The 12,761-nt window shown below is 69.4% G+C and carries 12 protein-coding genes; 8 read left to right on the top strand and 4 right to left on the bottom strand.

Annotated elements, in window-relative coordinates; genetic code table 11:
* Positions 1 to 8 precede the first annotated feature (8 nt).
* The 3 genes from tsaB to tsaD are packed head-to-tail and all read left to right on the top strand — an operon-like array spanning position 9 to position 2,196.
* Positions 9 to 650: a tRNA (adenosine(37)-N6)-threonylcarbamoyltransferase complex dimerization subunit type 1 TsaB gene (gene tsaB, locus BJ980_RS15355; RefSeq protein ID WP_179503092.1), complete on the top strand. Its 642-nt coding sequence runs from the start codon at positions 9 to 11 to the stop codon at positions 648 to 650.
* On the top strand, positions 647 to 1,132 hold the full coding sequence (rimI, locus tag BJ980_RS15360) for a ribosomal protein S18-alanine N-acetyltransferase (protein ID WP_179503093.1): 486 nt from the start codon (positions 647 to 649) through the stop codon (positions 1,130 to 1,132). Before tsaB ends, rimI begins: the two co-directional genes overlap by 4 nt.
* Positions 1,129 to 2,196, top strand: coding sequence for a tRNA (adenosine(37)-N6)-threonylcarbamoyltransferase complex transferase subunit TsaD (tsaD, locus tag BJ980_RS15365; RefSeq protein ID WP_179503094.1), 1,068 nt, complete (start codon positions 1,129 to 1,131; stop codon positions 2,194 to 2,196). The genes rimI and tsaD overlap by 4 nt, the downstream gene beginning before the upstream one ends.
* Before the next feature lie 37 nt (positions 2,197 to 2,233).
* Here the strand turns inward: tsaD and BJ980_RS15370 are convergent, their stop codons facing one another.
* Positions 2,234 to 3,547 carry a hypothetical protein gene (locus tag BJ980_RS15370; protein WP_179503095.1) on the bottom strand — a complete coding sequence of 438 codons (1,314 nt, stop codon included), beginning with the start codon at positions 3,545 to 3,547 and terminating at the stop codon, positions 2,234 to 2,236.
* The gene (locus BJ980_RS15375; RefSeq protein ID WP_246279985.1) at positions 3,544 to 4,119 is read right to left on the bottom strand and encodes a SigE family RNA polymerase sigma factor; all 576 of its coding nucleotides are present in this window, start codon (positions 4,117 to 4,119) and stop codon (positions 3,544 to 3,546) included. The genes BJ980_RS15370 and BJ980_RS15375 overlap by 4 nt, the downstream gene beginning before the upstream one ends.
* Positions 4,120 to 4,257: 138 nt before the next feature.
* On the opposite strand from BJ980_RS15375, the gene BJ980_RS15380 reads away from it, so the two are divergent.
* Genes BJ980_RS15380 through BJ980_RS15395 form a run of 4 tightly spaced genes read left to right on the top strand, consistent with a single transcriptional unit; the run spans position 4,258 to position 8,534 of the window.
* Positions 4,258 to 5,370: an S-(hydroxymethyl)mycothiol dehydrogenase gene (locus BJ980_RS15380; RefSeq protein WP_179503096.1), complete on the top strand. Its 1,113-nt coding sequence runs from the start codon at positions 4,258 to 4,260 to the stop codon at positions 5,368 to 5,370.
* The gene (locus tag BJ980_RS15385; RefSeq protein ID WP_179503097.1) at positions 5,370 to 5,978 is read left to right on the top strand and encodes an MBL fold metallo-hydrolase; all 609 of its coding nucleotides are present in this window, start codon (positions 5,370 to 5,372) and stop codon (positions 5,976 to 5,978) included. The genes BJ980_RS15380 and BJ980_RS15385 overlap by 1 nt, the downstream gene beginning before the upstream one ends.
* Before the next feature lie 44 nt (positions 5,979 to 6,022).
* Positions 6,023 to 6,904, top strand: a complete 882-nt coding sequence (locus BJ980_RS15390; protein ID WP_179503098.1) for an oxygenase MpaB family protein — start codon at positions 6,023 to 6,025, stop codon at positions 6,902 to 6,904.
* Positions 6,905 to 6,920: 16 nt separating this feature from the next.
* Complete coding sequence (locus BJ980_RS15395; protein WP_343047923.1) at positions 6,921 to 8,534, top strand: glycoside hydrolase family 3 protein; 1,614 nt, start codon at positions 6,921 to 6,923, stop codon at positions 8,532 to 8,534.
* 195 nt (positions 8,535 to 8,729) lie between these two features.
* Here the strand turns inward: BJ980_RS15395 and BJ980_RS15400 are convergent, their stop codons facing one another.
* Positions 8,730 to 10,376: an HNH endonuclease signature motif containing protein gene (locus BJ980_RS15400; protein WP_179503099.1), complete on the bottom strand. Its 1,647-nt coding sequence runs from the start codon at positions 10,374 to 10,376 to the stop codon at positions 8,730 to 8,732.
* A gap of 159 nt (positions 10,377 to 10,535) precedes the next feature.
* On the opposite strand from BJ980_RS15400, the gene BJ980_RS15405 reads away from it, so the two are divergent.
* Entirely contained in the window at positions 10,536 to 11,540 is a 1,005-nt protein-coding gene (locus BJ980_RS15405; protein ID WP_179503100.1) for a hypothetical protein, read from the top strand.
* A 5-nt stretch (positions 11,541 to 11,545) separates the two neighbouring features.
* On the opposite strand, the gene BJ980_RS15410 is transcribed toward BJ980_RS15405, so the two are convergent.
* On the bottom strand, positions 11,546 to 12,730 hold the full coding sequence (locus tag BJ980_RS15410) for a class I SAM-dependent methyltransferase (protein ID WP_179503101.1): 1,185 nt from the start codon (positions 12,728 to 12,730) through the stop codon (positions 11,546 to 11,548).
* Positions 12,731 to 12,761: the final 31 nt, after the last annotated feature.

A 12,761-nucleotide genomic window follows, 5' to 3' on the forward strand; every position in this document is an offset into this window, starting at 1 on the left:
CTCTTTCCGTGCTCCTTGCCCTTGACACTGCCTCCCCGCAGGTGACCGTCGCCCTGCTCGACGACGCTGGAACGGTGGTCGCCGAACGCCGCAGCGAGCACCTGATGAAGCACGCCGAGCAGCTGGCGCCGATGATCGCCGGGGTGCTCGCCGACGCGGGCGCCGACCGGATCGACATCACCGCCGTTGCGGTCGGGGTCGGGCCCGGTCCGTTCACCGGCCTGCGGGTCGGCCTCGCCACCGCGCGGACCCTTGCGATGGTCCTGGAGGTCCCGGTGTACGGCGTGTGCTCGCTCGACGCGCTCGCCGTCGAGGCGGTCGTGACCGGCGCCGTCGACGGACCGTTCCTGGTCGCCACTGATGCGCGCCGCAAGGAGGTCTACTGGGCCTCCTATGACGAGGACGGCGCTCGCACCAGCGAACCCTCCGTCGACCGTCCGGCCGACGTGGCAAGTGAACTGCCGGTCGTTGGCGAGGGTGCCCAGCTCTATCCCGACTCGTTCCCGAACGGAGTCGGCCCGACCCGGCCCGGTGCCGGCTGGCTCGGCCGGGCAGTGGTCGAGGAGCGTGCCGAGCTGCTCGATCCGGACCCGCTCTACCTGCGTCGTCCCGACGCCGTGATGCCGTCGCGTCCGAAGGCAGTCTCGTGATCGGGCCCAATTCGATCCGTCCGGCCAAGGCGACCGATCTGGAGACCGTTGCCGAGCTCGACGACGAGCTCTTCGGTGCCGAGGCCTGGGACGAGGAGAGCCTGCTCGACGAGCTGGAGCGCCCGGGGCGGACCTTCGTGGTGCTGGAGGACGACAGCGATGGTGAGCCCGAGGTGGTCGGCTACGCGATCACGATGACCAGTGGCGACATCGCCGACCTGGTGCGGATCGGCGTACACCCGCAGCGGCACCGCGAGGGCATCGCCGGCCTGCTCCTGGAGCACCTCGTCGATGCCGCCAAGGAGGAGTCCGTGGACCGGATGTTGCTGGAGGTCTCCTCCCTCAACCGCGAGGGTCTCGGGTTCTATGCGGCCACCGGGTTCACCCAGATCGACGTCCGAGAGCGCTACTACAAGGACGGCTCCGACGCGATCGTGATGAAGCGCTCGCTCGGTCCGTCGTGCAACTGGAGCAACGCATGAACCAGTCCGCCCACCAGCCACTGGTCCTCGGGATCGAGTCGTCCTGTGACGAGACCGGGGTCGGCATCGTCCGCGGCCACACCCTGCTCGCGGACGCGGTCGCCAGCTCGATGGAGCAGCACGCGCCCTACGGCGGAGTGGTCCCCGAGATCGCCTCGCGCGCGCACCTGGAGTCGATCGTGCCGATGATCGAGCTAGCCTGCGAGCGCGCCTCGGTGAAGCTGCACGACGTGGACGCCATCGCGGTGACCAGCGGACCCGGCCTGGCCGGCGCGCTGATGGTCGGCGTCGGCGCGGCCAAGGCGTTGGCATTCGCCCTGGACAAGCCGATCTACGGCGTCAACCACCTCGCCGGCCACGTCGCGGTCGACCAGCTCGAGCACGGCGCGCTGCCCGAGCCGACGCTCGCGCTGCTGGTCAGCGGCGGACACTCCAACCTGCTCCGGGTCAACGACATCAGCTCCGACATCGTCTCCCTGGGCGCCACCATCGACGACGCGGCAGGGGAGGCCTACGACAAGGTCGCCCGGCTTCTCGGGCTCTCCTATCCCGGCGGCCCGGTGATCGACGCCGCCGCTGCGTCGGGCAACTCGGTCGCGATCGACTTCCCGCGCGGACTCACCTCCCGCAAGGACCTCGAGCGGCACCGCTTCGACTTCTCCTTCTCCGGGCTCAAGACCGCGGTCGCCAGGTGGGTCGAGGCCCGGCAACGAGCCGGGGAGGACGTCCCGATCAACGACGTGGCGGCCAGCTTCCAGGAAGCCGTGGTCGACGTACTCACCCGCAAGGCGATCGACGCCTGCGTGGAGTCCGGCATCGAGCACCTGGTGATCAGTGGGGGCGTCGCGGCCAACTCACGCCTGCGTGTCCTGGCCGAGGAACGGGCCAGCGCCAAGGGCATCGAGCTGCGGGTGCCCAAGCGCAGCCTGTGCACCGACAACGGGGCGATGATCGCCGCGCTCGGCTCCGAGATCGTGGCCCGCGGCCACGGCCCCTCGTCGCTGGACTTCCCGGCGGACTCCTCGCAGCCGGTCGGGACCGTCGTCTCGTCGCCCCTCGGCTGACCTGCCAGCCCACCGCGTGGAAGCTGCGGGTCAGTGGTCAGTCGACGAAGATCCAGGGCGTGGTCATCGTCCCGTTCTGGTAATCCTGCTCGAGGACGCTTTCCACGGTCCCGTCGAGGCCGACCCGGAAGAGGGAGTACGTCGGCACGTCCCCGCCGGCGTGGTTGACCCGCACCAGGAGGTGGCTGTCGTCCTCCCAGTGGGTGTCGAGCAGGTTGATCTCATCCGGCAGTGATTCCTCGGTGTCGATCTCCAGTGCCGTCTCGCCGGTGTTGATGTCGAGCACCTCCAGCTGCGAGGGAAGGGCAGGGTCCTTGCTCTGTCGACGGCCGACGACGTGGTTCCCGTCCGGGGAGAACCCGGCACTGGTCATGTCGAACGCCATCTCGTCGAATCGCACGACCTCGGTGTTCGTCCTCACGTCGAAGACTGCGCTGATGAGCGGGACCGTCGGGTCGGCGTACGACGAGCTGAACGTGCCGGCCAGTCGACCGTCCTTGTCCACGTCGAGGACGCTCTGCAACTCACCTGCCGGGCTGGCCACCTCACCGTTCGAGAAGGCCACCTGGCCCGGTATGTCGCCCTCGCCGTTGGGTTGGAAGTAGACGGCACACCCTTGGCTGTCCTCGGTGTCCCTGCAGTCCCCGGATCCGCTGATCGCGAACGGGATGTGGGCAGGGTGGTCGAGCTCGGCCATCTGTGTGGTGACCCCGTTCCCGCGGGTCTGGATCACCCCGTCGATGTCGATCCAGGCGGCGACCGTGCCGTCGGCTGAGCTCACCGGGCGGCTACCGGAGTTGGAGGTCTCGACGACCTCGCCCTTCTCGTCGAGGATGTCGATCTGGTTGCCCTCCTCGCTCTGGGTGGGCCAAGCAGCGACGTACTCGTCGCCGGCCCGGACGACGTACTCGTAGGCCCGCTCGAGTTCCACCGTCGAACCGTCCGCGCGGTGGAGTGTCTGCGCGTCGACGTAGTCGAGCTTCGGGTCCGCGCCCTGGGGCGCGTCGAGATCGATGACCACTGGGCTGTCGGGTCTCGCCGGTGCCTGCGTGGGTGTCGGGGAGGTCCCGTCCGTCGTGGAGGGGCTGGGCGAGCTCGTGGCCACCGGGGGTTCGGAGTCCGCCGTGTCCAAGGCCCCGGCGGCGAACATGCCGAGGGGAGCGATGATCGCCACCGCCGCCAAGGCGGCCACGCCGGCCGTCACTGCCCGGCGCCGACGAATCGTGCCTGCCCTGGTCTTGACCGCGTCGAGGCTGATAGGTCCCTCGGTGATCCGGTCGGCCCGGTGGTGGAACTCGGTGCCCAAGGACCTGGCCAGTGACCGGGTCACGTCGTCGTCCTGGTTGTTCATCGTTCCTCCTCCCCGAGGTGATCGGTCCGGTTCAATTGATGTGCTGGGGCGTTGGCCCGCAAGGTCGCCAGCGCCCTGCTGGTCTGGGACTTCACGTTGCCGACACTGCAGCCGAGCACGTCGGCGGTCTCGGCCTCACTGAGCTCTTCGTAGTAGCGAAGCACCACGGCCGCGCGCTGCTTGGGCGGGAGCGTCTGGACCAGCTCCCACAGCGCCGACCCGCGCCCCTCGTCGTACACGTCACGGGTCGCGATCCACTCGGGCATCTCGGCGCTGAGGGTCTCGCGCTTCTTGAACGCCCTGCGCCACAACGAGTTGTGCTCGTTGACCAGGATCCGCCGGGCATAGCCGTCGATCGCCTCGCGGGTGTGGACCTTCGTCCAGTTCAGGTAGACCTTCGCCAGGGTGACCTGGACCAGGTCCTCGGCGCCGTGGTGCTCACCGCACAGCAGGTATGCCGTCCGCAGCAGCGCGGGTTGGCGCGCAGACATCCACGCACTGAACTCGGCGTCCTTGGCCGAACCCCGTCCTGCTGCCATCGTCGTCGAGCCCGCCTGAGTCGCCGCCTGCATCTTCCACCGCCCATCCTCGTCCACCCCAAGACGCGTTGACCAGCGTGGAGGTTGCATGCTCGCCCTCACTCGTGACGGGTGGGCCGATAGCCTGATCTCGAAGCCAGCGACGCTGGCAGCCGACGAGCAGGAGGAACCGTGCAGCAGGTCAGAGCAGTGGTCGCCAAGGCAAAGGGCGCTCCGGTCGAAGTGGTGACCATCAACGTCCCCGATCCCGGTCCGGGCGAGGCGGTCGTGAAGATCCAGGCCTGCGGGGTCTGCCACACCGACCTGCACTACCGCGAGGGCGGGATCAACGACGAGTTCCCCTTCCTGCTCGGCCACGAGGCGGCCGGCATCGTGGAGGCCGTCGGGCCGGACGTCACCGGCGTCGCCCCCGGCGACTTCGTCGTCCTGAACTGGCGCGCCGTGTGCGGTGAGTGCCGCGCGTGCAAGCGCGGAGACCTGCACTACTGCTTCAACACGCACAACGCGACGCAGAAGATGACCCTCGAGGACGGGACCGAGCTCTCCCCGGCCCTGGGCATCGGAGCCTTCGCGGAGAAGACCCTGGTCGCCGCGGGCCAGTGCACCAAGGTCGACCCCGAGGCCCGCCCGGCAGCGGTCGGCCTGCTCGGATGCGGCGTGATGGCCGGCATCGGTGCCGCGATCAACACCGGTGCGGTCACCCGCGGCAAGTCCGTTGCCGTGATCGGCTGCGGAGGCGTCGGCGTCGCCGCCATCGCCGGGTCCGCGCTCGCCGGTGCCAGCCCGATCATCGCCGTCGACATCGACGCCAAGAAGCTCGAGGTGGCCAAGAAGATGGGCGCCACCCACACCGTCGACTCCTCCAAGACCGATCCGGTCGAGGAGATCGCCCGGATCGCCGCAGAGACCTACCCCGGCGCCGACGGAGCCGACGTCGTGATCGAGGCGGTCGGTCGTCCGGAGACGTGGAAGCAGGCGTTCTACGCCCGCGACCTGGCCGGCACCGTGGTCCTGGTCGGCGTGCCCACCCCGGACATGAAGCTGCCGGACCTGCCGCTGATCGACGTGTTCGGTCGCGGTGGTGCACTGAAGTCCAGCTGGTACGGCGACTGCCTGCCCAGCCGCGACTTCCCGATGCTCGTCGACCTCTACACCCAGGGCCGGCTCGACCTGGACGCGTTCGTCTCGGAGGAGATCGGCATCGAGGACATCGAGGCCGCCTTCGACAAGATGCACTCGGGTGACGTACTGCGCTCGGTGGTTCTCATGGACGGGGGCAACTGATGACCGCGCGGATCGACCACGCCGTCGTCTCGGGGACCTTCTCCCTCGACGGCGAGACTCACGAGGTGGACAACAACATCTGGGTGATCGGCGACGACACCGAGTGCATCGTCATCGACGCCCCGCACGACGTGGACGCGATCCGTGCCGTGATCGGGGACCGCACGCTGAAGGCGATCCTGTGCACCCACGCCCACGACGACCACGTGCGGGTGGCGCCGGCGCTGCGCAACGCCGTACCCGCCCCGATCCTGCTGCACCCCGACGACAGGCCCCTGTGGGAGCTGACGCACACCGACGAGCTGTGGGACCTCGACCTGGCCGACGGCCAGGAGCTCGAGGTCGGCGGCGCCACCCTGCGCATCCTGCACACGCCGGGCCACGCCCCCGGCGCCGTGTGCGTGTACGTCGAGTCGCTCGGCGCGGTCTTCACCGGCGACACGCTCTTCAACGGCGGTCCGGGTGCCACCGGTCGGTCGTTTTCCGACCGGCCCACGATCGAGGCATCGATCAGGGCGAAGCTGTTCGCGCTGCCCGACGAGACCGTGGTGCACACCGGGCACGGTGACGACACCACCATCGGGGCCGAGAAGGCCAACCTCGGTTGATCCCGCACCCCAGCCGACCCCGCCCGACGTGAAGGAGTCACCCGATGTCCGAGGCCACGACGGATGGCTACTTTCCGCCCGGCTCGCTGCTGCGCCATGTGCAGGAGCAGCGGCAGGTGGGACAGACCTACGGCCAGCGGGCGTTGATCATCGGCGCGACCCATCCGGTTCCCTACGTCGGCACCTCCGACTCCACCCGAGCGAAGGAGAAGCCGTTCCAGCGGCTGTCCAGCACGGCGGCGGCATTCGAGACGATCTTCTTCGGCTCGAGGAAGCAGGCCGACCGGGTGCTGCACGGTGTGCACTCCATGCACACCAGGGTCTCCGGTGAGCTGGCGCGCGACGAGGGGAACTATCCCAAGGGCACACCGTACGACGCGTTCGACCCGGAGCTGATGCTGTGGACGATGGCGATGCTCGCCGATTCGTCGCGGGTCTGCTTCGAGACCCTGGTGCGGCCGCTCGACGCGGACGAGCGCGAGGAGCTCTGGGCCGAGTGGGTGCGGTTCGGTGAGCTGTTCGGGATGCCACGCTCCGTCGCTCCCTCGAGTGCCCGCGAGTTCGACGAGTGGCTGGCCGCCCGGCTCGAGCCCTCGCAGCTCCACCTGACCGAGGAGGCGCGCGTGGTCGGCCTGGCGATCGCCGAGGACATGCCGGTCCCGCGCCACATGCGGGTCGGGATCGTGGGCACCAACCTGGTGGTGAGGGGGACGCTTCCCGCGCAGGTTCGCGAGCTCTACGCGATGAGCTGGACGCCGGCGCACGAGGCCGCGTTCCGGGCCGTGACCGCCGGTGTCCGAGCGACCCGACATGTCGTGCCCCGACGGGTCCGGGTCGGTGACAACTCGGTCCTGTTCGGGATCGTCGCCGCCACCGAGCGCGACATCCTCGCCAAGGGCGGCCACACGATGGATCTTCCGTCGTGAGGCATCCTTGAGCACTGTGTCCTCCTCGTTGCTCCGTCGCAGTGTGGTCGGTGCGCTCGGCCTCGCGCTGGTCGCGACCGGATGCTCGGGCGACCCGAGCCCCACAGAGCCCGCGGACAGCGGGTCCGCCGACTCCAGCGACGTACGCGTCGGTGACACGCCCACCATCGCCCCCGGCCCGGCTGCGAGCCTGAACCCGGGCCCCGAAGCCCGGTCCAAGGCTCGTGCGATGGTGGCGAAGCTCGGCCTGGCCGAGCTCGCCGGGCAGGTGATCGTCGCGCGCTACGGCGGCACCGGGTCGCCCTCCGAGCTCGTCTCCTCGCTGCACCTGGGTGGGGTGATCGTCTTCGACGACAACGTGCAGTCGACTGACCAGATCGCGGCGGTCAACCGGGACCTTCGCACTTCGGTGGACCGTCCGTTGATGATCGGCGTCGACCAGGAGGGCGGCGTGGTCGAGCGGGTGAAGCGTGGCGCCACCCGGTTCCCCGCCTTCATGTCGGCCGGTGCCGCGGATCGACCCGCCCTGACCAGGGCAGCGGCCCGGGGCAGCGCGCGAGAGCTGGCCGGCCTCGGCTTCACGACAGTCTTCGCGCCCTCGGCCGACGTCACCACCGGAGCCGACGACCCGACCATCGGATCGCGCTCGGCGGGCTCGGATCCCCGGCTGGTGGCAACACACGTGATCGCCGCCGCCGACGGGATCAGCTCGGCCGGAGTGATGCCGGTGCTCAAGCACTTCCCCGGACACGGCTCCGTGCCTGCGGACAGCCACGAGGAGCTGCCGGTGCAGGTGCGTTCGCGCGCAGCGTTGACCAACACGGACCTGGTTCCGTTCCAGGACGCGGTCGACATCCGGGTCCCCGCCATCATGGTGGGGCACATCGACGTACGAGCCGTGGACCCCGGGACGCCCTCGAGCCTGTCGAAGAAGGTGATCACCGGGCTGCTTCGTCATCAGATGGGCTTTGACGGGTTGGTGATCACCGACGCCCTCGACATGGCCGCGGTCCAGGAGGAGTACGGCGCCGCCAAGGCAGCGGTCAGGTCATTGCAGGCCGGCGCCGACGTGCTGTTGATGCCCGCTGACGTTCGCGCCGCCCGGGACGGGATCGTGGCAGCGGTGAAGTCCGGGGAGCTCAAGAGGTCACGACTGGAGGAGGCCGCGACGCGTGCGTTGGCCCACCTGATCCACCAGGCAGCCCAGCGGTCGCAGCCGGCCGATGCGGGCAGCCAGGCCAAGTCGTCGCAGGCCCTGTCCGCGGCGGCCGTCACGGTGGTTGCCGGGCCCTGCAGCGGAAACCTCGTGCCGGAAGGGATCCACGTCACCGGATCGCCCGACCGGGTGACGCGCCTGCAGTCCGCCGCCCGCGCGGCCGGTGTCCCGTTGGGCCGTGGCAAGAGAGTCGCCCTGGTCGGGTTCGGCGCAGATGTTCCCGCAGGCGCCGACATCGTGGTCGCCACCGACTCTCCCTATGTCTTGGGCCGTTCCTCGGCGCCGGTGAGAATCGCGACCTATGGGGACACGCCGGGAGCGATGAAGGCGCTGGTCGGCGTGCTCACGGGGAAGGCCACGGCGCCAGGCAAGCTGCCCGTCGCAGTCAGTGGTGTTGCCCGTACTGGCTGCTGACACCTCGCTCGGTCGAGCGGGTAACACGGGCCGTCCGTTGAGCCTTCCGGCGCGGAACCTGGCCTCCCGGTGGTGCGGGGCGCGGATGTTGTGCGCGCCGTAGGGCCCAGCCACCTCGGGTGGAGCTGCGGTGCGGGCCCTGGAGCGGTCGCCGACAAGGCGCCTGCGCATGTCGGGCGCGATGAACGTCAGGCGTCAGGCGGCCTGGTCGAGCGCGTCGTCGTCAGCTGGGTCGAGTGGGGTGGTGCCTTGTCCGGGGGTGACGCGCCATCGCTGTTCGTAGGGGTCGGTCCAGTGGTAGGACCCGTCGGGTTCGCGCCGGTAGGTCCAGCCGGCGAAGGTTTTCATCCGGTGGTGGCTCCTGCACAGGCAGGCGAGGTTGTCGGGGTTGGTCTGCCCGGGTGGACCGTGGGGGTCGTAGGCGTCGATGTGGTCGAGGTCGGTGCGGTTGGCGGTGATGGTGCAGTAGGGGAAGACGCAGTGTTGGTCGCGGAGCTGGACCTGTTCGCGCATTCGGTCGGGTGGGTCGTGCTGGTCGACGGCCCAGGTCTCGGTCAGGTCGATCACGGGTGTGATCCGGGCGTTTGATCCGAGCCGGGACAGCCAGTCCTGGACGAGGCTCAGGAGCTGGGCTCCGAGCCTGCCGGCGTCGACCACTTTCGTGTCGGGGTCGAGGTCGCCGCGCAGGGTGCGGATGATGTCGGCGAGGGTGAAGTGGAGGTGGAGCTTGGCGGTGACGTAGGACCGGGTCGCGGGGAGCGGTGCGCCGGTGGTGGGGTGGATCGGGTCGCCGAATCCGGCCGCCACGGAGGCGGCGCGGGCTGCGGTCGCGGCGTCGAAGGCAGCTTCTGCGGTGGCTTGTGCGTCGGCGAGCACGTCGGCCAGGGTGGGGCCGCTGGTGTCGCCAGTGCCAGCCCCTGCCTCGGCTGCGGCTCGGGCAGCGGCCATCGCGTCCAGGACCGAGTTCTTGGTGTAGTCGGCTGGGCAGTCCTCGGGAGTCGCGGGCCTCGTTCCTCGCCCGGCCGGAGCGTCCAAGTCGTCGCTGCCGGTGAGGTCGAGGGTGTCCTGGCATGTGGCGTGCCGGTCGGCGATGACGCCGAGTGCTTTGGCTTTGCGTTGGGCGTGGGTGTCGGGGTCGCCCAGGCGACCGAGGGTGGTGGCTTCGTCGTTGATCAGCTGGCTGAACTTCTCCAGGTCGAGGCTGTCCCCGATCGCGTCCAGTCGTGAGGTGCCGGGCGCGTAGCCGGCGTCGTGGTTAACCCGTACGTCCCAGTCGTCCTTGCCGGTCTCGGGCTTCTTCATCAGTTCGGGGTGGAAGGTGGCGATGGCTTGTCGGGTGGTCTCGTCGACGGCCTTGGGGCGGTAGCCGCGGTGGTCGAGCTGGTGGTCGATCCAGTTGACGCAGTTGTGGGAGAGCCGGGTGGTGTCGCGGGCGATCTGGGCGGCGGTCCAAGCCGGCAGCTCCAGGGCTACGACTCGGGCCCAGGTGCGTGGCAGGCGGTGCTGTAGGTCGAGGGCGTCGGAGAGGATCTGTGCCGCGGTTCCGGTGGACAGGCCTGCGGTGGCGGCGTAGGCCTCGACGGCGAAGACCGCTACGCCGGGTGTTCCTTCGCCGCCGACCCGGGAGTCGCATCCGGACAGGCCCGGCAGCCTGACGTCACCGAAGGTGGCAGCCTCACCCTCTTCGAGGGGCGGGTGGGTGATGCACCACTGGTGGGCCACCGCGTAGCGCCGTGCCGCGATTGCGAGCGCGTCTCGCGAGAGCCCGGAGACCTCTGAACACAGCGCCGCACCGTCGAGGTCCTCGACCCCGAACGTGGTGGCGGCTGCGGTGTTGTTCATGACTAGAACTCAATCAGGCAGCACTGACAACTAGACCCTCAAAAGCCCCGTATTCACAGGCATCCGGAAAAGTTTCTGAGAAGTTTTCGAAGCCCGGGATTCGTCCCTCGACACTGCGTCGCGTGGAGTAGAAGCGGCGCACAGGGGTAGGAGTCAGTCATGCGCGCACACCTTGCCCTGGCGGCATTCGTCGTGGCGGCCCTGCTGACCGGCTGCTCAGCAGGGCCCTTCGCCGATTCCGGCCGAGACGCCAAGATCGGCGAGATCTTCGTGGCGAACGGCCGCGCCGAGGGTTATCCGGTGTTGGTCAACCTCCCCAAGGACCGGTTCCAGTTCACTGTCAGCGCGCCGAAGGCCGAGGCGAGCGAGTCGCTGCCGCTGGCCAACCAGGACGTCTCCGAGGAGGCAGCGGACGGCACGGCATTCCTGGCGGTGAGCATGGAGCGACAAAAGGTCCCCGGCGACGTGTGGATGCTCGGCGAGGGGTCGGAGGAACCGAGTTTCACGATGGACGTGGACGGTCGCACCTATGAACTGGACCTGACCGAGCAACGGTCCTGGATCCTGGTGATCCCCGAGGATCCCGACGAGGTCAGGCTGGTGGCCGAGGTGGACGGCCGCGAGTTCCAGGTCGACCCCTACGACGAGATCCGGACCGATCACGAGGGCGACGTCTATCGGGGTGAGATCCCGGTCCTGAATGACCTGGAGTGTCCCGAGGCCACGGAGACCAACGTCAACGCGCAGGTGGCGTTCAGCGGCGTCGACTGCCGGGTGTCGGCGCTTGGCCCGGTCCCGTGGGTGGGTCTTCCGGACGCCGGTCCGTGGCCGGCTCCCGGCGATCAGTTCCTGGTGATCCGCACCATCGTCCCGAGCGGCGGCCACTTCCGTGCGAGGGACGATGCCGAGTGGAGCGAATCGACGGTCAAGGAAGGTGAGCCGACCTTCACCATTGATGGCAAGGCGCCGGTGGCTGTGCTCACCTGGCAGGGCGAGCGGTTGACTGCCGAGAATGACGACGGCCCCGGTCGCCGACTCGTCTTCGAGGTGACTGACCGGGATGCAGTCACATTCGTCATGTCACGTCGCTTTGATGCCACCGGCATCGACGGGTCATCGGTCTCCCACCTCTTCAAGCACGAGATGGAGCTCGAGCTGCGCTGAGCTGCTCAGAACGGCTGTACCAACAGGGCAGTGCCTTCGCCCCTCACGCGGGTCATCACCAGCGTGGCCTCCTGCTCGCCGCTGAGTGAGAGCTTCTTGCGCAGCAGCTCCGGCACCACCTCGACGCCGCGCTTCTTGATCGTCAGCTTGCCGATCCCACGCTCGCGCAACGCCGCCCTCAGTGGCTTCTCGCGATAGGGGAGCGTCTCGAGGACGCGATAGCCGCGCGCGAACGGCGTACGGAAGGACGCATCGGCGGTGACGTAGGCGATGTGCTCATCGAGCAGTCCACCGTCGACGCCGGCGGCAACCGCGGTCACCAGACCTGCCCGGATCACCGCGCCGTCGGGCTCGTAGAGGAACTCCCCGAGCTCGCGCACCGGCCGTTCGCGACCGTCGTACGGGTCGTCCTCCTCGGTCAGGGTGGCCAGTCCACCGTCGCCGATGACAGTCGCGCGGCGCCGGGCAGTGGCCAGGTATGACGACCAGAGTGCGGCCTCCTTGACCTCGCCGGCCTCGCTGACCCATTCGGCCTCGACGCCTTCCGGGATGAGGTCGTGCCCGATGCCCGGGGCGACCTTCACGACTGACGGACGGGTGAGGAGCGACTGCACGAAGGACCACGGCGGAGTCCAGTCCTCGATGTCGAAGACCCGCCCACGGGCGCCGCGCCGGGCCGGGTCGGCGAAGACAGCACCGAAGGCCGACAGGTCCAGGGACGTCCCGTCGGCGACCTGCGCTGCACCCGCAAGGCCGAGCACGGCCAGGTTGGCGGCGGCCATCGCCACGCGCACCGGATCGAGATCAACGCCGGCGACGGTCAGCCCGGCGCGGGCGAAGGCGATCAGGTCACCCCCGATGCCGCAGCCGACATCGATGACGCTGGAGGGGGCGGCTGCGGCGAGTCGGCTGGCTCGATGCGTGGCGACGCGGGCGCGGGTGGACTGCTCGAGCGCGTCCGGCGTGAAGTACATCCGCAGCGAGTCCTCGCCGAACTTCGCCACCCCGCGTGCCCGGAGACCAACCTGGGTCAGGGCGGCAGCGGAGCGGTCCGGATCGGGTTCGATCTTGCGCACGGCTGCGGCCGAGCGGACCGGATCGCCGGCGTGATCCACATAGGCGTGGGTGGCGGACTCGAGCAGGCGTTGCCCGGCGTCGGTCAGCAGCCATTCGAACGTCTCGAGCTCCATGCCCCCATCCTCGCCCACGGCCGGTTTGGGA

Origin of the sequence: Nocardioides daedukensis (assembly GCF_013408415.1) — a bacterium.
Lineage (GTDB): Bacteria > Actinomycetota > Actinomycetes > Propionibacteriales > Nocardioidaceae > Nocardioides > Nocardioides daedukensis.